General features: G+C 73.7%; 17 protein-coding genes and 2 pseudogenes. 4 read left to right on the top strand and 15 right to left on the bottom strand.

Features of this window, described 5'->3' with window-relative positions:
* Positions 1 to 7: 7 nt before the first annotated feature.
* The 8 genes from B086_RS0111960 to B086_RS0112000 all read right to left on the bottom strand — a co-directional run bounded on the left by B086_RS0111960 (position 8) and on the right by B086_RS0112000 (position 8,830).
* Complete coding sequence (locus B086_RS0111960) at positions 8 to 1,099, bottom strand: LLM class flavin-dependent oxidoreductase (protein WP_018566646.1); 1,092 nt, start codon at positions 1,097 to 1,099, stop codon at positions 8 to 10.
* On the bottom strand, positions 1,096 to 2,469 hold the full coding sequence (locus B086_RS0111965) for an NtaA/DmoA family FMN-dependent monooxygenase (protein WP_018566647.1): 1,374 nt from the start codon (positions 2,467 to 2,469) through the stop codon (positions 1,096 to 1,098). The genes B086_RS0111960 and B086_RS0111965 overlap by 4 nt, the downstream gene beginning before the upstream one ends.
* A 19-nt stretch (positions 2,470 to 2,488) precedes the next feature.
* On the bottom strand, positions 2,489 to 3,724 hold the full coding sequence (locus tag B086_RS0111970; RefSeq protein ID WP_018566648.1) for an LLM class flavin-dependent oxidoreductase: 1,236 nt from the start codon (positions 3,722 to 3,724) through the stop codon (positions 2,489 to 2,491).
* A gap of 107 nt (positions 3,725 to 3,831) precedes the next feature.
* The gene (locus tag B086_RS0111975; protein ID WP_026252330.1) at positions 3,832 to 4,854 is read right to left on the bottom strand and encodes an ABC transporter substrate-binding protein; all 1,023 of its coding nucleotides are present in this window, start codon (positions 4,852 to 4,854) and stop codon (positions 3,832 to 3,834) included.
* A gap of 110 nt (positions 4,855 to 4,964) precedes the next feature.
* Positions 4,965 to 5,945, bottom strand: a complete 981-nt coding sequence (locus tag B086_RS0111980; RefSeq protein ID WP_026252331.1) for an amino acid ABC transporter permease — start codon at positions 5,943 to 5,945, stop codon at positions 4,965 to 4,967.
* A 721-nt stretch (positions 5,946 to 6,666) separates the two neighbouring features.
* On the bottom strand, positions 6,667 to 7,563 hold the full coding sequence (locus B086_RS0111990; RefSeq protein WP_018566652.1) for a glutathione S-transferase C-terminal domain-containing protein: 897 nt from the start codon (positions 7,561 to 7,563) through the stop codon (positions 6,667 to 6,669).
* Between the two features lie 254 nt (positions 7,564 to 7,817).
* A complete protein-coding gene (locus B086_RS44970) occupies positions 7,818 to 7,970 on the bottom strand; it encodes a putative leader peptide (protein WP_018566653.1) in 153 nt (50 codons plus the stop codon).
* A 191-nt stretch (positions 7,971 to 8,161) separates the two neighbouring features.
* The gene (locus B086_RS0112000) at positions 8,162 to 8,830 is read right to left on the bottom strand and encodes an NADPH-dependent F420 reductase (RefSeq protein ID WP_018566654.1); all 669 of its coding nucleotides are present in this window, start codon (positions 8,828 to 8,830) and stop codon (positions 8,162 to 8,164) included.
* Between the two features lie 69 nt (positions 8,831 to 8,899).
* Here B086_RS0112000 and B086_RS39830 point away from each other — a divergent pair.
* A pseudogene (locus B086_RS39830) lies at positions 8,900 to 9,256 on the top strand (winged helix-turn-helix transcriptional regulator); the annotation flags it as partial.
* 107 nt (positions 9,257 to 9,363) lie between these two features.
* Here the strand turns inward: B086_RS39830 and B086_RS0112010 are convergent.
* Positions 9,364 to 10,296 (bottom strand): LysR family transcriptional regulator, encoded by a 933-nt coding sequence (locus B086_RS0112010; RefSeq protein WP_018566656.1) that lies wholly within the window; start codon positions 10,294 to 10,296, stop codon positions 9,364 to 9,366.
* Positions 10,297 to 10,476: 180 nt separating this feature from the next.
* On the opposite strand from B086_RS0112010, the gene B086_RS0112015 reads away from it, so the two are divergent.
* The gene (locus tag B086_RS0112015) at positions 10,477 to 11,328 is read left to right on the top strand and encodes an alpha/beta hydrolase (protein ID WP_018566657.1); all 852 of its coding nucleotides are present in this window, start codon (positions 10,477 to 10,479) and stop codon (positions 11,326 to 11,328) included.
* A gap of 14 nt (positions 11,329 to 11,342) precedes the next feature.
* A complete protein-coding gene (locus B086_RS39835) occupies positions 11,343 to 12,794 on the top strand; it encodes an MFS transporter (RefSeq protein WP_018566658.1) in 1,452 nt (483 codons plus the stop codon).
* Positions 12,795 to 12,826: 32 nt separating this feature from the next.
* On the opposite strand, the gene B086_RS0112025 is transcribed toward B086_RS39835, so the two are convergent.
* From B086_RS0112025 to B086_RS0112045, 5 genes and pseudogenes are all read right to left on the bottom strand, one after another.
* Positions 12,827 to 13,012 carry a hypothetical protein gene (locus B086_RS0112025; RefSeq protein ID WP_018566659.1) on the bottom strand — a complete coding sequence of 62 codons (186 nt, stop codon included), beginning with the start codon at positions 13,010 to 13,012 and terminating at the stop codon, positions 12,827 to 12,829.
* Positions 13,009 to 13,302: pseudogene (locus tag B086_RS0112030) on the bottom strand (ATP-binding protein); the annotation flags it as partial. The gene B086_RS0112025 and the pseudogene B086_RS0112030, both read right to left, overlap by 4 nt.
* 133 nt (positions 13,303 to 13,435) lie before the next feature.
* Positions 13,436 to 14,650 (bottom strand): helix-turn-helix domain-containing protein, encoded by a 1,215-nt coding sequence (locus B086_RS0112035; RefSeq protein WP_026252332.1) that lies wholly within the window; start codon positions 14,648 to 14,650, stop codon positions 13,436 to 13,438.
* 103 nt (positions 14,651 to 14,753) lie between these two features.
* Complete coding sequence (locus B086_RS39840) at positions 14,754 to 15,611, bottom strand: hypothetical protein (protein ID WP_063746785.1); 858 nt, start codon at positions 15,609 to 15,611, stop codon at positions 14,754 to 14,756.
* A gap of 5 nt (positions 15,612 to 15,616) precedes the next feature.
* Entirely contained in the window at positions 15,617 to 16,267 is a 651-nt protein-coding gene (locus B086_RS0112045) for a papain-like cysteine protease family protein (protein WP_063746780.1), read from the bottom strand.
* A gap of 696 nt (positions 16,268 to 16,963) precedes the next feature.
* On the opposite strand from B086_RS0112045, the gene B086_RS39845 reads away from it, so the two are divergent.
* Entirely contained in the window at positions 16,964 to 19,723 is a 2,760-nt protein-coding gene (locus B086_RS39845; protein WP_234029300.1) for a helix-turn-helix transcriptional regulator, read from the top strand.
* Positions 19,724 to 19,738: 15 nt separating this feature from the next.
* On the opposite strand, the gene B086_RS0112055 is transcribed toward B086_RS39845, so the two are convergent.
* Complete coding sequence (locus tag B086_RS0112055) at positions 19,739 to 20,017, bottom strand: hypothetical protein (RefSeq protein ID WP_018566665.1); 279 nt, start codon at positions 20,015 to 20,017, stop codon at positions 19,739 to 19,741.
* Between the last annotated feature and the right edge of the window lie 301 nt (positions 20,018 to 20,318).

The raw sequence follows: 20,318 nt of genomic DNA on the forward strand, positions 1-20,318 counted from the left end.
GGGCTCCTCAGTGGTCGGCGGGTACGGGCCGGGGCGTCTGCCGGACACCGGACGGCGCCCAGGGGAAGGGCGGGTCGGGGATGGCGCGGCGCAGGACGGGCGCGACCTCGCTCTGGAACAGTGCGAGCGAGTCGCGGTGCTGGGTGCGGGTGAGTCCGCCTGCGTCGGCCTGGATGTGCTGCACGGTGTGCCCGAACCGCTCGTGGTAGCGGTGCACCTTGTCGATGACCTGCTGGGGGCTGCCGATGAGCGCCGAGGAGCGGGCGGCGAAGTCCTCCAGCGTCTCGAAGACGACGGGCAGGCCGGTGCGCTTCTGGAAGGCGAGGTTGCTCTCGAACACCGGCCGGTAGGCGGCCAGCGCTTCCTGGGTGGTGCGGGCGACGTACAGGCCCGCCGAGCCCGCGCCGACCGCGATGTCCGCCGGGTCGTGGCCGTGGTGCTCCCAGCGTTCGCGGTAGTGCCCGATCAGTTCGGCGTAGGGCTCGATGGGATGGGTGACGTTGGCGGAGAACAGCGGGTCGCCGTAGCGGGCGGCCAGGTCGACGCTCTCCTTGCTGGTGGCGCTGCCGTGCCAGACGCGGACGGGCCGCTGGTAGGGGCGCGGCCACACCTCGGCGTCCTTGAGCGGGGGCCGGAAGCGGGTGTCGGCGGTGACCTTGTCCTGCCGCCACAGGGCGCGGAACACCTCGTAGCTCTCGGCGTTGCGGTCCCACTGGTCCTCGGGCGTGACCTGGAACAGGTCGCGCTGGGCGGAGCCGTTGCCCTTGCCGATGATGAGGTCGAGCCGGCCCTCGGCGAGGTGGTCCAGGGTCGCGTAGTCCTCGTAGGCGCGCACCGGGTCGAGCAGGCTGAGGGTGGTGACGGCGGTGAAGAGCCGGATCCGCCGGGTGAGCGCGGCGAGGTGGCCGAGGACCACGGTGGGCGCGGAGGAGAGGAACGGCCGCTCGTGCCGCTCCCCCACGCCGAAGCCGTCGAAGCCGAGTTCCTCGGCGAGCACGGCGTTGTCCAGGACCTCGCGGAAGCGGTCGTGGGTGGATTCGAGGACGCCGGTGACCGGGTCCGGGCGGTGCACGATCAGGGTGATGGCGAGGAACTTCACGACGCCACCCGCTCTTCTCCCGCGTGGTCCGGGTGGGCCAGGCCGAGGTGGTCGCGCAGGGTGGTGCCCTCGTAGTCGGTGCGGAAGACGCCCTTCTCCTGGAGGAGCGGCACGACCTTGTCGGCGAACGGGTCGAGGCCGCCGGGGGTGAGGTGCGGGACGAGGATGAAGCCGTCGCAGGCGTCGGCCTGGACGAACTCGTCGATGGTCCGGGCGACGGTCTCCGGGGCGCCGACGAACGTCTGCCGGTTGCCGGTGTTGATGACGAGGTCGCGGATGGACCAGCCGTTGGCGGCGGCCAGTTCGCGCCACTCGCGGGCGGTGGCCAGCGGGTCCCGGTACATGCGCACCTGGGCCCGCCCGCGCGCGATGTGGTCCTCGCCGGTGTCGGGGTCGATGTCGGGCAGCGGGCCGTCCGGGTCGTACCCGGACAGATCGCGGTTCCAGACGAACTCCAGGTGCTTGAGGGCGGTGGCGCCGCTGACCTGCTGCCTGCGGACCTCGCGGGCCAGTTCCTCGGCCTCGGCGTCGGTGTCGCCGAGCACGAAGGTGGCGGCGGGCAGAATGAGCAACTGGTCGCGGCGGCGGCCGTACTTGGCGAGGCGGCCCTTGACGTCCTGGTAGAAGGACTGTCCCTCGGCCAGGGTGGCGTATCGGCTGAAGATGGCGTCGGCGCCGGACGCGGCGAACTCGCGGCCCTCCTCGGAGTCCCCGGCCTGGAAGATCACCGGCCGGCCCTGGGGCGAGCGGGGCACGTCGAACCGGCCGTGGATGTCGAAGTGCTGCCCCTGGTGGACGAAGGCACCGGCCTCGGCGTCCCGCAGGAAGGTGCCGGTGACCCGGTCGGCGACGATCTCGTCACCCTGCCAGGAGTCGAAGAGCTCGTGCGCGGTGGCCAGGAACTCCGCGGCCCGCGAGTAGCGTTCGTGCTGCGGGAGGAAGCCGCCGCGCCGGAAGTTCTCGCCGGTGAAGGCGTCCCAGGAGGTGACGACGTTCCAGGCGGAGCGGCCCGCGGAGAGGTGGTCGAGGCTGGCGAACTGGCGGGCCACCTCGTAGGGCTCGTTGAAGGTGGAGTTGATGGTGCCGGTCAGGCCGAGGCGGTCGGTGACGGCGGCCAGCGCGGCGAGGATCGTGAAGGTGTCGGGGCGGCCGACGACGTCCAGGTCGTAGATCTGACCGCCCTGTTCGCGCAGGCGCAGTCCCTCGGCGAGGAACAGGAAGTCGAACTTGGCGCGTTCGGCGGTCCGCGCGAAGTGGGCGAAGGAGCTGAAGTCGATGTGGCTGCCGGCGGCCGGGTCGCTCCACACGGTGGTGTTGTTGACACCGGGGAAGTGGGCGGCCAGGTGGATCTGCTTGTGCGGCTTGCTCATGGCGTGCGGTTCCTCCGGCTCAGACGGTGGCGGCGGCCGTGGCGTAGCGGTTGGCGGGGCGGTCCAGGCCCAGGTGCCCGCGCAGGGTGCCGGCCTCGTAGGAGCGGCGGAAGCGGCCGCGGCGCTGGAGTTCGGGGACGAGGTCCCGGGTGATACGGGGCAGGTCGTGTCCGAGGACGGCCGGGCGCAGCCGGAAGCCGGTGAGGCCGCCGGTGGCCAACTCCTCCAGCAGATCGGCCAGTTGTGCGGCGGTACCGGTGAAGATCCGGGCGTCGCTGGTGTACTCGGCGCCGTCGAGGGTGTCGAGGCGTTCCTTGCGGGCCGTTGCCTCGTCCGGGTCGTCGTCCAGGAGGACCACGAGGTCGCCGAAGACGTGCAGCGGCTGGTCCGCGCGGCCCGCGGCGCGCTGTTCGGCGCGGATCTCGGTGACGATCGCGCGAGCGTCGGCGGCGTCGCGCGGGGTGACGTAGCCGATGTCGGCCTGGCGGGCGACGAGCCGGTACGGGACCGTCTGGTGGGCGAGGGCGCTGACGACCGGCTGGCCCTGCGGCGGGCGCGGCGTGATGGAGGGGCCCTTGACGCTGAAGAAACGGCCCTCGAAGTCGATGTAGTGCAGTTTGCCGCGGTCGATGAAGCGGCCGGTGGCGACGTCGCGGATCTCGGCGTCGTCCTCCCAGCTGTCCCAGAGCCGGCGGACGACCTCGGTGTGGTCGGCGGCCTCGTCGAACAGCTCGGAGATCCGCTCCTGCCCGGCCGGGCTGCGCAGGCTCTCCAGGGTGACCGGCGGAAAGGCGCGGCGGCCGAAATGGGCGGCCTCGTGCGGGCGGGGCGTGATCTGCACCCGCAGCCCGGCCCGGCCGCCGCTCACATGATCCAGCGTCGCGATCGCCTTGGATATATGGAACGGCTCCGTGTGGGTGGCCACTACGGTCGGTACCAGTCCTATGTGCTGGGTGAGGGGTGCGACGCGGGAGGCGATGAGTACGGCGTCCAGGCGTCCGCGGACCTGGTCGGTGCGGCCGTCCGGCTCGCCGAAGCGTGAGGACTGCTGGCCCAAGCCGTCCTCGAAGGTCACGAGGTCGAGCAGGCCGTGCTCGGCCTCCGTGACGAGGTCGGCCCAGTACCGGGCGGTGAACAGGTCCTGGGGCCGGGAGACCGGCTCCCGCCAGGAGGCGGGGTGCCAGCCGGTGCCGTCGAGGGCCACGGCGAGGTGCAGCGCGTCGGGGTGCGCGGGAGGCGGCGGTGTCGTGGGCATGCGGGGTGCCTTTCTGGAGGGCCGGCGGCGGGGCGGCGGCTCCGGGCCGCGCGCGGTGCGCGACGGCCCGGCCGGGGGTCAGGAGTCGTCGAGGGGCAGGCCGGGGGTCAGGAGTTGTCGAGGGGCAGGCCGGGCGGGTTGGTCTCCGACTTCGCCACGGACTCGTTGGAGAGGTTCCAGGCGGCCAGCCAGCGGGCGTACTGCCCGTTGTCGATCAGGTGGTTGATGGCGTCGGTCAGCGGCTTGGCGAGACCGCTGTCCTTCTTCGCGGTCGCCGCGATCAGGCCCTGGAGGCGCGCGCCGGCGCCGGAGAAGGTGCCCGCGTTACGGGTGGCGTGGGGCGTCTTCGCGCTCTGCGTGACGTGGTAGGAGACCCCGGGGTTGGGGCCGAAGTAGGCGTCGATCCGGCCGCTCGCCAGGGCCAGGTAGGTGCTGTTGCTGTCCTGGTAGTGCTTGACGGTGAGCTGCTTGCCCTCACCGGCGAGCCGGGCCTGCCACTCCAGCAGGATCTTCTCCTGGTTGGTGCCGGAGCCCACGGCCACGGTCTTCCCGGCGAGGGCGCGGTAGTCGCCGCCGAACGTCCACGTGCTCTTCTTCAGCACCTCGAAGGCGAGGTTGTCGCGCCGGTAGGAGGCGAACTCGTACTTCTTCTTGCGTTCCTCGGTGTCCGTGACGTTGGAGAAGGCCACGTCGGCCTTGCCGCTGTCGATGCCGACGAACATGTTCTCCCAGGTGAAGTTCTTCACCTCGGGCCGCAGGCCGAGCACCGCGGCCACCAGCCGGCCGAGGTCGGGTTCGGAGCCGGTCAGGGTCTTCTGGTCGCCGCCGACGTACTCCAGCGGCGGCGACCCCGCGGGCAGTGCGCCGACCGCGATGACGAGGGTGCCTCTCTTGCGTACGGCGGCGGGCAGTTCGGCGTTCAGGGACTTGACCTCGGGCACGTCGAGGACGGTCTGCCGGGCGGCGCCGTTGGACAGCCGTCCCACGGTGACCTTGCCCGCGGTGTCCCCGGTGGTGGTGGCGGCCTCGCTGTCGCCGCCGCAGCCGGCGAGGGAGAGCGCGAGGGCGGCGAACGCGGTACCGGCGGCGAGCCCGCGCAGGGTCCGGACGGGGAGACGGGAGGTGGTCACGGCGGTTGTCCTTGTCGGGGTGGAGGCGGAGGCGGAGGAGGGAAGGTTCGGCTGCGGGTGCAGCTGCGGATGCGGCTGCGGCGGGTGCGGGGCCGCGGGGTCCTCGGCGGTCATACGGCGGCTTCCTTCCGGAGGCGTTCGCGCAGGCCGGTGGAGTGGGCGCGCAACCGCTGGAGCGGGGTCGGCGGCACGGCGCGCAGGGCGCCGCGGGCATAGTGGCGCTCGACGTAGAACTGGACGACGGAGACGACGCTGGTGAGGATCAGGTACCAGGCGGTGACCACCAGCAGCAGCGGCACGATGTCGCCGGGGTAGGTGGAGCCCATGGTCTGCGCGGAGCCGAACAGGTCGAGCAGGGAGACGTAGAAGACCAGGGAGGTGCTCTTGACCAGGCCGATCAGCTGGTTGACGTAGTTCGGGACGATGGAGCGCAGGGCCTGCGGCAGGACGATCCGCCGGAACCGGTGGAGCCGGGGCAGACCGAGGGCGGCGGCGGCCTCGTGCTGGCCCTGGGCGACGGAGAGGACGCCGCCGCGGACCACCTCGGCCGCGTACGCCGCCTCGTTGAGGCTGAGTCCGAGGACGGCGACGGCCATGTCGGTGGCGAGCCGGGACTCGTCGAAGCGGAAGAAGGCCGGACCGAAGGGGACGCCGACGCTGAGCGTCTGGTACAGGGCGGAGAAGTTGTAGAGGAAGATCAGCACCACGATCAGCGGCACGGACCGCAGTGCCCACACATAGGTCCAGCTCACCGCGCGCAGCACCGGGCTGCGGGAGAGCCGGGCGAGCGCCAGGACGATTCCGCCGAGCAGGCCCAGCACGGCGCTGAGCGCGGCGACCTCCAGGGTGACCAGGAGGCCGTCGAGAATGGTCGGCCGCAGGAACCAGTAGCCGAAACGGTCCCACTGGTAGAACGGGTTGGTGGCCAGTCCGTGCGCGAACTGGGCGATCAGCACCAGGACGACGGCGGTGGCGATCCACCGGCCGGGGCGGCGCGAGGGGCGCACCCGCAAGGCGGCGGGGGGCGTGGGCGAGGGGGCGGCCGGCGGTGCCTCGGCGAGGGACACGGCGGCGCCAGGGGGTTCACTCATGGTGGGCTCCGGCGAGGTCGGACGCCCCTGGCCACGACGGCGCTCGCTCCAGGCCGCGGCGGCGCACCACGATGTCTCGGGGACCGCGGTGCGGACGGCGCGGCGCACGGCGGCGCACGGCTGGCGTCAGGGCGGGGGCAACGGATCACCGCGGCAGCGGTGTTCGGCACGGGGCGGAGAAGCGGGCCGGGGGCCGTGGGCCGGAGACCGGAGAGGGGTCGTCAGGCCCGGCGGCGGGCACGGCCCGGCGCGGTACACGCGGTACACAGTGCGCTGCTGACGCGCAGCAGATCGACGGCGCGGTCGGCCACCAGGCGCTGGGCGGAGAGCGGCGGGGAGGACGGCGCGGAGAGCGGCACGCAGCCTCGGACGCGGCCTGTGGCCGTCCGGGGAGCTGCGTGCATGTCCGTCACCTGTCGCTTGTCGCCTGTGCCCACTGCCTATTGCCTGTTGCTTGTCGCTGGGCCTCGCGTCCGGGGCGTCCGGTCCGGGGCGCGGGTGGGCGTGTGTGCCGCATCCGTGACCATTCCGGGCCGTAAGTAAGTCAGTTGTCCGTCCGAAAGTCAACGGCGGTCCGTCACGTGGAACGGTTGGTGGGACGGCCGGCGGGACCGCCGGTCGGACGGCCGACAGGACGGCACCTGGGACCGTCGGCGTGACGGCCCGTGGCGCCACCGCGCGACGGCCGGTGGGGGCGCCATGTGACGGCCGGTGGGACGGCTCAGGGGCGGTGGAGCCGGTGGGTGCCGTCCGCGTGGGCGGCCCAGTCCAGGATCTGGACGGCCGCGCCCGCGGCCTCCAGGCCCCGGCAGTGGGCCCGGTGGCGGCGGGCGATGCCTGCCGGGTCGAGGGCGGCGCGGAAGGCCGGGAGCGCGGTGAGGCGGCGGGCGTGGTCCCACAGGGCCGGGTGGTCGGCGATGCGGTGCACCGCGCGGGCGTCGAGGTGGTGGCGGTGCACGAGGTCGAGCTGGACGAGGGTGACCCACAGCGTCACATCGGCGCCGGTGAGCCCGTGGCCCGCCACATGGTCCCGGTCGGTCAGCCGGCGCTCCAGCACGTCCAGCGCGCCGAGCAGCACACCGAGCGCCTCGGCCCGGTGGGCGGGGGCGGCGTCCGCCTCTCCGGCGCGCTGGGCGGCATCCTCCACTTCCTGGGCGCACAGCCGCTCCACGGCCTCGATCGCGGCCTCCTCCGCGCACGGGTAGAGGGCCGCCCGGCCGTCGCCGAAGTGGCGGTCCAGGTCGCGTGCGATGTCCGGGGCGTGGGTGCTGACGATCCGTCCCGACCAGTCGTCGCTGAGCACCGGCGCGAGCGCCGGTCCCGGGTGGCGGTGCGCGCTCGCCTCGTACAGCGGGCGCAGGACCGCGTGACCGCCGTCCGGGCCGTCCGGCACCGCGGGCAGGACCGTCACCGGACAGCTCTCCCCGATGCCCAGCAGGCCGTGCACGACGGCGACGCCCAGCCCCTGCGGACAGGCGGTGGACAGATGGAGCCGGTAGCGGCCGGGCACGGCGTAGTGGCCGCTGCGCGCGTCGCGGCCGATCCGGCCCCGGAAGGCGGGGGTGGCGGCGCCGCGGTGGCCGGTGAGGTGGGCGGCGGTCTGCGGTGTGACGGACATGGGTCTCCCCGGGTACGGGCACGCGCGGACGCACGCGCAGCGGAGGCGGTGGCGGAGCGGCGGACGGCAGGGGGCGGGCGGCGGGCAGCGAGCGGCGGCGGGCGTACGGTCTGAGCCCCGGCCCGGACGTGGCGGGGCGGACCGGGACCGCTTCCGGCCGGTCGTGAGAGACCGCCGGACGACACGAAGCCGTGGGCGGCACGAAGGCGTAGGCGGTACGAGCGCGGGGTTCCCGGTGTCGGCCCGGTCGCGGTTCAGCCGGACAGCGACAGCGGGCTCGTGGCGCCGCACCCGAGGCTCATGGCGCTGCACACGCGCAGCAGATCGATGTGGCGCCGCGAGGTGAGCAGGGGCGAGGGCCGGGGCGTACGGCTCGCACGGCCGGTCACCGGCTCAAGGCGCCTCATGATTCCCTACCTGTTCACTAGGGTTCCTCACTGGAGTGTCGGCCCACCCGGGGGCGCAGTCAAGGGGTCGTCCACCACCGGACGAGCGGAGCGTGCGCGGGCCGGTGCCGGGCGGGGGCGTTGCACTGCCCCGGCTCCGCCCCGCACCGCCCCTCGACACTCGGGCCGCCCCCCGCACAGGTGGCGCGCATTCAGGCCGTACGGACGCCCGCCGCCTCCCCCGCCGCGTAGGCCAGCGGCGGCGCGATGGCCTGTGCGTCCGCACCCTCCCCGACCCACAGGGAGATGAACAGCGCGGCGGTCGCCTCCAGCAGCCCCGCCCGTTCGAGGCCGCCGCCTGCGAGAGGTTCGCAGCCCACGTCCCGTACCAGCTCCCGCACCCGCGCGAGGGCCGTCTCGTCGTCCCCGCACAGAGGTACGGCCAGGGGCCGCCCGCCGAAGACGGGCGGCCGCATCCGCCACACGTCCTCGTGACAGAGGTTGAACGCCTTGACCACACGGGCTCCGGGCGCCGCCGCCGCAAGGCGCTGCGCCGCCGAAGGCCCTCCCCCGGTGAGCAGCCGGAACCCCTCCCCGACCGGGTTGGAGCAGTCCAGCAGCACCGTGCCCGCCAGGGCCGCGCGCAGCTCCCGTACCACCTCTTCTCCCGCCCCGAAGGGCAGCGCGGCCAGCACGACGTCCTGCCCGGACCCGGCCGCCGTGCGCAGCCCCGCGGGCCGCGCGCCGCCCCCGACACGCGCCGCGAGCCGTGCGGCCCTGCCCGCGTCCCGTCCCCCGATGGTCACCTCGTGCCCGGCCCGCGCCCAGTGGGTGGCGAGCGCGTCGGCCATGTTGCCCGTGCCCAGTACACCGATCCTCATCACGTGGTCCCTCCCTCTCCGTGCCTGTTCCGACCGTCCGCACCGACGCTAGAGGGCGGGTCGGGCACCATGTGGTACGTGACGACGACCGACGCCTTCCTCGCGGACTGCCGCGCCCGCCTCGCCTTCGACCTGCTCACCAACACCTGGAATCCCGTGGTGCTCTGGGCACTGCGCGAAGGTCCCCGACGCCCCGTCGAACTCCGCGAGCGCATCGGAGGCATCAGCTCCAAGGTCCTCACCGAGACGCTGCGGCGGCTGCGGTACAACGGCCTGGTGACCCGCCGTACGCCCCCCGACACCCCCTCCGCGGTCGAGTACGGCCTCACGCCCCTCGGCCGGACCCTGCTCACCCCCCTCGACGCCTTCGGTGCCTGGGCCTTCGAGCACGGCGACGAGGTCATGGCCGCCCAGGAGGCGGCATGCCGTCCGACGGCCGCGGAACACCACTCGCCGTCACGCTCACCGGCGACCGGCCCGCATCAAGTCGGAGGCAGAATCAAGCCTGAGGCCGCATCAGATCTGACGCTTGATCAAGTCTGAGGCCGGAGCCGGTCGTCGAGTGCGGCGCCGACGTCGGGGCAGTTCTTCCGGACGGTGTCGAGGAAGGCGCGCAGCACCGGGGAGTGGTCGCGGGCCGCGAAGGACAGGACGAGATCGGGCAGCGGTGTGCGCGGGGTCACCTCACAGAAGCGCACTCCCGGACGCGGGACCGCCCTCATGCGGGACGGCCCCAGGCCGACGCCCACGCCCGAGGCGGCGAGGCCGATGATCGTGTGCACGTCCCTCGCGACGGTCGCGCCGCCGAGCGCCGACGACTCCGCGCCCAGCAGCGTACGCAGTCCGGCGACCACGGCGGGCTCGTCCTCGCCGGCCGACACGATCAGCTGCTGTCGCCGCAACTGGTCGGCGCTCACCGACTGTTGCCCCGCGTACGGGTGCGCCGTGCTCACCACAGCGATCACGTGGTCGCGTCCGACCGGGACGGACACGAGATGCTCGGCCCCGGCACCCCGTGGCGGGCCGAGGGTGAGGGCCACGTCGAGTTCCCCGGCGACGAGCGCCGAACTGCTGCGGCTGGTCGCCATCTCGTGCAGTTCCAGTCGCACATCGGGCCGTTCGCGGCCGAACCGGCTCAGCACGCCCGGCAGCGGGTCGAGCAGTGCCGAGGCGATGAAGCCGAGGCGCAGACGTCCCGTCTCGCCGCGCGCGGCCCGGCCCGCGTCGACCGTGGCCGCCGCGATCTCGTCGAGCGCCCGGCGCGCCCGCGCGAGGAACGCCTCACCGGCGGCGGTCGGGAACACCCCCTGCCGTGTGCGGTCGAACAGCCGGGCCCCGACCTCGCGCTCCAGGTCGGCGATCTGCTTGGACAGCGGCGGCTGCGCGATGCCCAGCGCACCGGCGGCCCGCCCGAAGTGTTCGTGCTCGGCGAGAGCGACCGCGTACCGCAGGTGCCGCGCTTCCATGACCCGTCCTCCGTCCGCTCGGCCCGGTCGACCCAATGAGTCCGATGGGCCTGATTGACCCGATGGGCCCGATGGGCCCGATGAGCCCGATCGAGTACCGACAAGACCTCAAAGATATCGCCAAGCCACTTACCAGATCTATGAATGGATGACACGGCGGCTCCCGTCTGGAATGGAGCCATGAACAACGCATCCCTCACCGCCACCGACACCGTCTTCGTCTTCGTGCACGGTGCCTGGCACAGCTCCGGGCAGTGGGCGGCGACACAGCGCGCGCTGGCCGGACTGGGCGCCGCGAGCGTGGCCGTCGACCTGCCGGGGCACGGCTTCGACGCTCCCCTGCCCACCGGATACCTGCTGCCCGGTCAGCCGGGCCTGCTGACCGAGAGGTCACGGCTCGCCTCCCTGACGATGGACGACTGCGCCGAGGCAGTATTGAGTGTGCTGCGCCAGGTGCGTCACCGTCGCACTGTCGTGCTCGTCGCGCACAGCGCGGGCGGCGGTCCCGCGTCCCTGGCCGCGGAGCGGGCACCCGAGCTGGTGGACCGGATCGTCTACCTGTCCGCGTTCGTCCCGGGCGGGCGGCCGCGGTTCTTCGACTACCTGGGCGCACCCGAGAACGCCACCGCGCTGGGCCGGAACCTGAACATCGGCGACCCCGAGGCGCTGGGCGCCGTACGGATCAATCCGCTCTCACCGGATCCCGCCTACCTGGCCGAACTGCGGGAGACCCACTACCACGACACCCCGCTCGACCGCTTCGACCGGTGGCGGTCCGCGCTGAGCCCTGATCTGCCCCTGGCGATCCCGACGGCGCCGGTCGCCCTGACCGCGGCCCGGTGGGGACGGATTCCACGGACTTTCCTGCGCTGCGCCGAGGACCGGGCGCTGGCACCGGCCGCGCAGGACCTGATGATCGCGGAAGCCGACCGGGCCTTCCCCGGCAGCCCGTTCACTGTGCATACCCTGCCCGGCAGCCACAGCCCGTTCGCAGCCCGGCCGGGCGAGCTCGCCGCGGTCCTCGCCTCGTGAGCGGGCGTCAGCCCGTGAAGGCTTCCCCGTTCCCGAGCACGGGACGGCTCGCATCCGGTGACGGCGGGCGGCTCGTACTGCCGGTCGTGCTGTGCGCGACATTCGTGCAGTTGCTCAACGTCACCGTCGCGCAGATCGCCGCCCCGGCGATCCAGGCCGACCTGGGGGCCGGTCCAGGTGCCGTGCAGCTGATACTGGCCGGGTACACCCTGACCTACGCCTGCCTGCTCATCACGGCCGCGCGCCTCGGTGACCGGTACGGATACCGCCGGCTGTTCACGCTGGGCACCCTCGTCTTCATGGCCGGTTCGGCAGCCGCCGCGTGCGCTCCCGATGCCGCGTTCCTCATCGCGGCCCGGCTGGTCCAGGGCGCGGGCAGCGGCCTGGTCGCCCCGCAGGTTCTGTCGATCATCCAGGTCACCGTCCCCGCTGCCCGGCGCCCACGGGCTCTCGGCCTGTTCGGTGCCACGATGGGAGTGGCGTCACTGGCCGGGCCGCTGATCGGCGGACTCCTCGTCGGCGCCGACCTCTTCGGCCTCGGCTGGCGCTCGGTCTTCCTGGTCACGGTGCCGGTGGCACTCGTCTCGCTCGCGGGCGCGACCGTACTGCCTCGTACGCGAGGCGCGGCCGGACAACGCGTGGACGGGGTGGGCGTGTTGCTGACCACCGTGGGCTTCGGCGCGCTGGTGCTGCCGCTCGCGCTGGGAGGCGGAAGCGGCTGGCCCTGGTGGACATGGGCCGCTCTGGCGGTTTCCGCGGCCGTTCTCGGCTGCTTCGCCCTGACTCTCCCGCACCGGCCCGATCCTCTGGTGGATCCGTCGCTGTTCCGCGACCGGAGGGCGCGTGCGGGGGTGCTGCTGGTGTTCGTGTTCAACACCGGGGTGCCGTCCTTCACGTATCTGCTGTTCCTCCATCTCCAGTCGGCCCTCGGGTATCCCGCCCTCACGGCCGCGCTGACCTCGGCTCCCTTCGCGGCCGCGGCCGTCCTGGGCAGCCGCAGCGCACCCGCGCTGGCCCGTCGGCACGGGTCGGCCGTGCTCACGGTCTCGGCTCTGGTCCTCGCGGGGACGGCCCTCGCTCTCGGGCCGCTCATCGGCACGGCGGCCGGACGCTGGGCGGCGTTGCCGGTCCTGGCCCTCGGCGGCGCCGCCTTCGGCTCGTTCACCGCATCGGTGTTCGCTCTGGTGCTGGCGAGGGTGGACGGCTCCGCGGCCGGTTCCGTGTCCGGGCTGCTGCCCACGGCCCAGCAACTGGGCGGCTCGATCGGGGTGGCCGCGGCGGGACTCGTCTACTTCGCCCCCACCACCGGCCCGGGAGCCGCCTTCCGGCACGCCATGATCTACGAGGCCGCCGTCTTCACCGTCACCGCCCTGATCAGCCTCCGGCTCCGCGACCGAAACCGCCCGGCCGCGCCACAGGCAGACGTGCCGCGCACTGCGGAGACACTCGGAACACCTGGAACATGAGCCCAGGGACCCCGGACCCTGCCCGCCGCCTCTCAGAGTGGTCCGTGGTCTGCCGCCCGGCTGCTGTCGGAGACGGCGATCTGGTCGGACCCGCCGCCATCGGGCGCGGACGCGGTGTGGATCCGCAGGCACCCGTCGGTGCCGAACATCTCGATCAGCTGTGACAGGTGGGCTCGGGCCGTACTGCGTACGGGGACGGGGCTCTCTTCGCCGATCATTGTTGTCCCTCCAGGTCGGCCCACACGATCTTTCCCCAGGGACGCTCGTCCGTGCCCCGATCCGCAGCCAGCGCCGACACCAGCAGCAGGCCGCGGCCGCCTTCCGCGTCGTCGCTTGGTGAGCACGGTGCGGGAAGAACGCGGGAGAAGTCCACGACGGCCACCCGGACCGTTCGCACAGCTGTGCGCTCCACCATGACGCGGACGGACTTCCGCTGGGTGTGCCGGACCGCGTCGGCGACCAGTTCCGTCACGACCAGCGCTCCGTCCTCGGCCGACTCGTCGCAAGTCGGGGCATGTCGTTCTGCTTCCTCGGGTCAGGCGAGCCCCGGGGCCGGGCGAGCGGCCGCCGGGGCGCTGTCCGTTCATGGAAGCGGCGCACGGGGGACGCCGACAGGGGCGGAACGTCCCACTTTCGCCATGCTAAGCGCTGACCCCCAGGAACTCCGCCAACGGCCGTAGCCCCGAGGGGTGGTTGGGCAGAGCCCAGAGGTCCCGCACGATGGCCACGGCCAGGGTGTGGTGCCGCATCCACGTCGGTGTCACCCGGCGCAGGGACTCCAGGGTCTTGACCGCTCCGGCCGCGTCCCCGATGTCCGTGTGCGCTCGTGCCACGTCCAGCAGGAGCCAGGTCCGCCAGGACGGCGGCGTGTCCTTGCTGAGCCGCATCCCCTTGGCCAGGGCCAGGGCGTCCCGCGGATGCCCGTACTGCACGGCGAGGCGGACACGTTCGATACGGACCGACGACGGGCTGAAGACGCTGACCATGCGGCTGTCCCCGCAGTCGGGGAGCCTGGCAACCCGCACGGCCTCCTTCTCCGCCGTCTCCATCATCGTCGCCGCACGCTCGTAGTCGCCGCTCCGCGCGGCCGACGTGGCGGCGCTCATGGTCAGCCCGCCCCACACCTTCAGGCCGTCCGCCGAGTCGGTACGGCCCGCGCCCGCCAGATCAGCGGCCGCGCGCAACGCGATGCTCAGCGCGTCCTCGAGGCGCCCCTGCCGCTGATACGTCCACGCCATGGAGTTGGCGATCATCGCCGGAAGCAGTGGATCGGAGGACTGCCGGGCGGCGTCCCTCGCGCGTTCCAGACCGATGAGGGCGAGATCCGTCTTCCCCATCCGTACGGCGACATGTCCGGCGAGCTGAAGCGCCTTGCCCAGCGCCGCGAAACCGGCTCCGCGCTCCCCCGCGTCGCCCGAGGCCGCGGCGGAGCGCGCGTCCGAGATCAGGTCCGGCAGAGCCTTCATCACCGTGTCGAACTCGGCGGAGTGGTACTGCGTCCAGCCCTCCGCGATCCGCTCCCGCAGGCGCTCGGGCGAGAACCCGGGCCCCGGCGGCTCGGGTGCCGGGCCCCCGAGCACCGGCATGACGGCGCGACGCACCGCCACGAAGCGCGGTCCGTCGTTCTCCCCGGACGAGGAGACGGCAGGAGGATCGCCCAGAAGCGTGGTCGGCTCCACGCCGAGCCCGTTCGCCAGCGCGTGCACCGTGGGCAGGCGAGCCGAGTGCTTCCGCCCCTGTTCCAACTGGCGGATCACCTCGACGGACACGCCGGAGCGCTCGGCCAGTTCCTCCTGCGTCAGGGCGGCCAGGCCGCGCAAGCGTGGCAGGAGTCGGCTCAGGTCTCCGTTCGCCACGCGGCCACCGTACGCGGGATTCCCGGCCGGTGGCGTGCCCGTCGAGCCGCTGCCGGTGCCCCGTGCCCGGGAAGTGGCACGCAGCACCGGCAGCAGCCGGGGGTCAGGCCGTCGTGTCCCGGCGGCGCGTGACCAGGGTGATCAGCAGGGCCCCGGCGCCCGCCGCGACCGCACCGCCACCGCCCGCCAGCAGAGCGCGCGGGGTGGTGTCGGCGAGGGAGACGGTTCCGGTGGCGGGGGTGACGCCGCCGTACTTGTGGGACTTCTGGTAGGCGGAGCCGGGGAGCTTGTCGGCGTACCGCTGGTGCACGAGGTGCTGGTAGGCGGTGAGGGTGGTGCCGTGTTCGCCGACCGACTGGCGGGCGGACTCGTTGAGCGGCAGGACCTGTTGGCCGCTGACCCGGTACCAGGCGTTGAGCTGCGGTTCGGTGAAGGCGTAGCCGTCCTTCGCCTTGGCCGCGTAGCCGATCTCGTCGGTTCCCTGGGCCATGCCGACGACGGCGTAGCCGTGCTGCTGCGGCTCGACGCGGGCGGTGGCCTGACGGCCGTCGGCGGAGACGGACTTCACGGCCAGGTAGGCGACTTGGGCCGGTGCGCTGCCCGTCTTGCCGGTGACGAAGTCGGCGCTCAGCGAGTAGACCGGGACCGCGTCGCCCGCCGCCTCGGGCGACTTGGCCGCGGCCTGCGCGGTGATGTCGGCGCGGGCGGCCTGGTCCACGGGCAGGTGGCGGGCGCGCTGGTCGAGGTGGACGAAGAAGCGGCCGGCCATCTCCCGTGCCTGCGCGGTGTCCGCCGCGTGCGCGGCCTGGGCGAGTTCGGTGGCGGCGGGGGCCTTCGGGGCCGGTACGGACAGGTCGGCGGCGTGCGCGGAGCCGGTGCCGAGGAACAGTCCGAGGCTCACGCCCGCGCCTGCGGCGAGCGAGGTGGTGGCCGTCAGCGCACGGCGGGTGTTCTTCCTCATGCTGATCACGCCCCGACCCGGTAGACGGAACCGCCCCAGTAGAACTGGGAGTTGCTGATGTAGGAGTTGTAGTACATCTCCTGGTAGCGCTGGTTGCTGGGCCAGGGGTCGCTGAAGAGGATGGTGCCGGCCGACGCGTCGTAGCCGTAGATCACGCGCGCGTGGCCGCCGCCGGCGGTCCAGTACACGCCGGTCTCGATGGGCCGGTCGGCGTTTATCTCGCTCTGCACGGTGGCGAAGCTGACGCGGCCGTTCACCTCGGTGCCCGCGCTCAGGCCGAGGGCGCGCCAGCCGCGCTGGACGGTGGAGAGTTCGGCGGCCTGGTTGGGGCAGTAGCCGCTGGAGTAGCCGCGGGAGGCGAGGCAGAAGCTGTTCTGGCTGACGTTGCGCCCGTAACCCTTGTACTGGGCGATGCTCAGGCCGGTGGCGGCCCAGCACCACTGGTCCTGCTCCTGCACCAGCTCGTTGAAGTTCAGGTTGGTGTACTGCGCGACGGCGGGGGCCGCCTCGGACCGCGCGGCCGGGGTGGCGGCCTGGGCCATGCCGCTCGCACCGATGAGCAGGGAGGTCGCGGCGACGGCCGCGGCCAGGGCGGCCCGGCGGCGGCTTCTCACCGCTGTCCCGGGGGTGGGGGGCTGGGGATCGCTGGCCCTCATGGGCACACACGTCCTTTCGGGTGTGGTGGGGGGTGGGGCCCGGACGGGCCCCCGGACCTGGGGTCCACCGCCGCCGCGACGGTCTCCCGGGGACATACGTCTTCGGGGTACGTCCCCGGCGTACGTCTTCCGGGTACGGCAGCGGGCCGGGCGGCCCCCGCGCGCCGCTGACGGCGCGGGGTTCGCCCGCATGGTGGCTCCGAAGCTCCGCAGGGGTGTGGGGAGTTGCGGCCCCGCCGCGGACCCGGACGGGCGCCGTGTGCCGGAGGCGGGGTTCGTGCTCGGCCGGAACCCTAGGACGCGGAGCGATTTGCCTTCCATCCGTGCGCGGGATTTACGGATACGCAGGAAATGAAGGGCACATGACAGCCACATGGATGGCGTGTCACCACCGGTCTCCCTCGCCGCCGGGCGGATGCGCGGACGACCGTCCCATGTGAACTTCCGCCTCTTCTGCCGGATTTGGTGCCGTCTGCCGTACGGACACGCCGCGCACCGCCCGCCGCCGCCTGAGGTCGGACCGCCGCCACGAGGTGTTTCTTGCGTATCCGTAGCGCCCCGGACCCGTCTGTACGCATGGTCACCAAGGTCCGTACGCTGGGGGCGGATTCCGGCAGGAGCTGCCGGAACTCCCCTTGTCGCGAGGCAGGCTTCCGTGCCCCGTCGGCCGGCCGATCGAAAGCGATGGGCGATGACATGACCGCTGCCCAACGATCCCCGTGGTCCGCCCCGTTGCGTCTGGCGCTCGCGGGCGGCGGCTCGGTCCTCGTCCTCGTGGAAGGCACCGCGGGCATGGGCAAGAGCCACGTCCTGCACGAACTGGACGCTCTCCCGGAGGCCGCTGAGGTCCGTCGGGCCCGGTGGCGGTGCGGCGCGGCGGAGGAACCTCCGGACACCGCGGACGGACCCGCCCTGCTCCTGGTGGACGACGTGCACCGGGCGACAGCGGACGAGCGGCAGTGGCTGCGCCGCGCCGTGGAGCGGCCGCGCGAGGGCCTGGCGACCGTACTGACCTACCGGCCGGAGGAGTTGGGCGGCACCGGCCTGCCGCTGGGCACCCCGGCCGTCTCCTACCCGCCCGGCCTTGCGGCCTTCCGCCACCGGCTGCGCGCCTGGGACGTGGAGCGGGTGCGGCTGGCGGCCTCGGAGACGCTGGGCGAACGTGCGACCTGGGAGGCCGTGGCCCGGCTGCACCTGCTGTCCGGCGGGGTGCCACAGGTCGTGACCGATCTGCTCGCCGTGCTCCGCGCGGGCACGGGCCCCCGGTGCACGGCCGCCGATGTCGACGCGGCCGGTGTTCCCGTCCGGCTGGCCGAGCTGGCGATGAGCCGTACCGGCGCCCTGGCCGCCGCGGACCGGCCCGTCGTATGGGCCGCCGGGGTGCTGGACGAACCGGCCGATCGCGGCGAACTGCTCGCCGTGGCAGGGCTGGACGGCACCCGCGGCCGTGACGCGCTGCTCGCGGCCCTGTCCGGCGCGGTGCTGTCGGAGGTGGCGGAGGGGCGCTACGGATTCGCCGTACCCCTCGCCGCCCCGGCCGTGCGCGAGCACGTACCCGGACCGGTCCGCCAGGAACTGCACGAGCGCGCCGCCCGGGTGCTCTCCCGCCGACGGCCCGCGCCCTGGGCCGAGGTGGCCCGGCACCGCAGGGCCGCCGGACGGCGCGGGAGCTGGCTCAGGGCGGTGGAGAAGGCCGCCCGGACCGCGGTCGAGTCGGGCCGCCACCAGGAGGCGATCGGCCTTCTGGAACGGACGCTCGCGGTACCGGAGGTCTCACCGGTGGACCGTGCCCGGCTGGCGCCGCTGCTGGCCCGCAGCGCGGTCGTCGGACTCCGGTCGGACCAGACCGTGGACGTGCTCACGCAGGTCGTCCGCGACCCCGGCCTGCCCGTGGACGTACGGGGCGAACTCCGCCTCGACCTGGGCCTGATGCTGTATAACCAGATCGGCGACCTCGCCGCCGGAGTACGGGAACTGGAGGCGGCGGCGGAGGAGTTGAGCGAGGTGCGGCCCACGCTCGCCGCACGGGCGATGGTGGCGCTGGCCATGCCGGAGTGGCCGACGGGGGCGCTGCCGGGGCACCGCGAGTGGCTGCGCAGGGCCGCCGGTCTCGCCCGCGACAGCGGGAACGACGTCGCGCGGGCCGCCGTCGCCGCCAGCCGCGCGTCGCTGGCCGTCGTCTGCGGCGACCCGCGGGCCCGGCAGCTCGTGGCGGCACTGCCCGTCGACAGCACCTCGGCCGGATGCAGGGAACAGGCCGTACGCGGGCTGTGCAATGCCGCCGACGCGGCGGTCTGGCGGGGTTCCTACCACTGGGGGCGGGAACTGCTGGCCGCCAGTCTCGACCTCTCGGCCCGCACCGGCGCCCTGTACGCCGAGCAGACGGCACAGGGCACGCGGCTGCTGCTGGACTGGTGGACCGGGCAGTGGAACGAACTGGGCGCGCGGTGCGAGCAGTTCATCGCGAGGGCAGCCGACATGCCCGTGGTGGCGGCGGACGGGCACATGGTGCGGGGCATGCTTGCCTTCGCCCAGGGCGACTGGGCGGAGGCACTGCGCTGGCTGACCGCCCTGGGGGCGCCCTCGCCCCAGTGCACCCGCATGCCGCTGGCCGCGGCCACGGCGGGCGCGCTGGTCCGGCTCGCGCTGGCCCGTGACGATCTTCCCGCCGCCGCCGACCAGGCGCGGTCGGCCTGGGCGGCCGTGGCCGACAAGGGCATCTGGACCTGGGCGGCGGAGCTGGCCCCCTGGGCGGTGGAGGCGCTGGCCCGCTCGGGCGACACGGCGGGCGCCCGCCACCTGGTCGTCGAGTTCGAACAGGGGCTGGCCGGGGACGACGCCTCGGCCGCGCACGCCGCCGCCGCGTGGAGCCGGGCCGCGCTGGCGGAGTGCGAGGGCCGCCGCCGGGAGGCGGTCAGGTCGTACCGGAAGGCCGCTGCCGCCTACCGGACCCTGCCCCGCCCGTACGCCTGGGCCCTGACCACCGAGGGCGCGGCGCGCTGCGCCCTCGCCCAGGAGGCGGAGCACGCCGACGCGGACGGCGGACCGGCCCAGGACCGCGCGGGCGAGCCTGACGGCGCGCACGGCGCAAATGGCGCGGCCGGTGCCGCCGGTGACGGGCGGAGCCGCGCCCACGCCGTCGCGGCCCTGCGTCACTGCGTCGACGAGTACACCGCGCTCGGCGCGGTGTACGACACCGCCAGAGCCCGCGCCCTGCTCCGGGCCCACCAGCCCGCGGAGGCCCGGCGGCCGGGCCGTCCCGCCCTCGACGACCGGCTCTCCCCGCGCGAGCGCGAGGTGGCCGAACTCGCGGCCAGCGGCCTGATGAACCGCGAGATCGCGGTGGTCCTGCACCTGTCCCCCCGGACGGTGGAACAGCACGTCGCCCGAGCCATCCGCAAGACGGGTGCCCTCTCCCGGCGCGACCTCCTGCGCACGTCCGGCGAGCCGCAGTAGGGATCGTCTGCCCTGTCAGACAAGACTGTTGTGCCGCCAGGGCACGACGGTGGCCGCCGCCCAGTCCAGCTCCCAGCCGAGCCGTACCCCGCGCGCGCCCCACCCGTCCGGACTCCTGCGCGGAAGGGGCTCCCCGGCCGCCCGCGCCGCGAGAGTGGCCTCGCACACCATCCGCGCCAACCGCACGGCCTGACCGCCGTCGTCCGCGCTCCCGGTGAAGATGTGCCGGCCCTGCCGCTCCGGCTGCGCCGCACTCCACGTGGGGACATCGACCTGGAAGTAGTGCTTGGCCATGACACCGCCTCCTCGTCCTTCTGTGGTGCCTTCGCGTGACGGTGACGCTATGCGGCTGTCCGCGCTGCGGGTATCCGTGCCCGGGACACCACGTATACGGAAACAAATCAGCGAAGGCGCGCGAACGGCCCAGGCGGGCCGCCCAGCCCGGCCGGCGCCCCGGTGGTGGCGCGCCCTTCCGGGCCCACCGTCCGCGCTCGCCCCGACTGTCGTGGAACGGCCGCCGCGCCGTCGCGCGCCGCCTCGGCGTTCAGCGGGAGTACACGGTCGCCCCGCAGGGCATACCAGGGCCTTGATCTGC

This window comes from Streptomyces sp. PsTaAH-124, assembly GCF_000373685.1.
Classification (GTDB): domain Bacteria; phylum Actinomycetota; class Actinomycetes; order Streptomycetales; family Streptomycetaceae; genus Streptomyces; species Streptomyces andamanensis.

Bases quoted from the DNA above. Each gene is read 5' to 3' on its own strand.
- B086_RS0111965 (WP_018566647.1), bottom strand. From the start codon at position 2,469: ATGAGCAAGCCGCACAAGCAGATCCACCTGGCCGCCCACTTCCCCGGT.
- B086_RS0111970 (WP_018566648.1), bottom strand. From the start codon at position 3,724: ATGCCCACGACACCGCCGCCTCCCGCGCACCCCGACGCGCTGCACCTC.
- B086_RS0111980 (WP_026252331.1), bottom strand. From the start codon at position 5,945: ATGAGTGAACCCCCTGGCGCCGCCGTGTCCCTCGCCGAGGCACCGCCG.
- B086_RS0111990 (WP_018566652.1), bottom strand. From the start codon at position 7,563: ATGTCCGTCACACCGCAGACCGCCGCCCACCTCACCGGCCACCGCGGC.
- B086_RS44970 (WP_018566653.1), bottom strand. From the start codon at position 7,970: ATGAGGCGCCTTGAGCCGGTGACCGGCCGTGCGAGCCGTACGCCCCGG.
- B086_RS0112000 (WP_018566654.1), bottom strand. From the start codon at position 8,830: ATGAGGATCGGTGTACTGGGCACGGGCAACATGGCCGACGCGCTCGCC.
- B086_RS0112010 (WP_018566656.1), bottom strand. From the start codon at position 10,296: ATGGAAGCGCGGCACCTGCGGTACGCGGTCGCTCTCGCCGAGCACGAA.
- B086_RS0112015 (WP_018566657.1), top strand. From the start codon at position 10,477: ATGAACAACGCATCCCTCACCGCCACCGACACCGTCTTCGTCTTCGTG.
- B086_RS0112025 (WP_018566659.1), bottom strand. From the start codon at position 13,012: ATGATCGGCGAAGAGAGCCCCGTCCCCGTACGCAGTACGGCCCGAGCC.
- B086_RS39840 (WP_063746785.1), bottom strand. From the start codon at position 15,611: ATGAGGAAGAACACCCGCCGTGCGCTGACGGCCACCACCTCGCTCGCC.
- B086_RS0112045 (WP_063746780.1), bottom strand. From the start codon at position 16,267: ATGAGGGCCAGCGATCCCCAGCCCCCCACCCCCGGGACAGCGGTGAGA.
- B086_RS39845 (WP_234029300.1), top strand. From the start codon at position 16,964: ATGACCGCTGCCCAACGATCCCCGTGGTCCGCCCCGTTGCGTCTGGCG.
- B086_RS0112055 (WP_018566665.1), bottom strand. From the start codon at position 20,017: ATGGCCAAGCACTACTTCCAGGTCGATGTCCCCACGTGGAGTGCGGCG.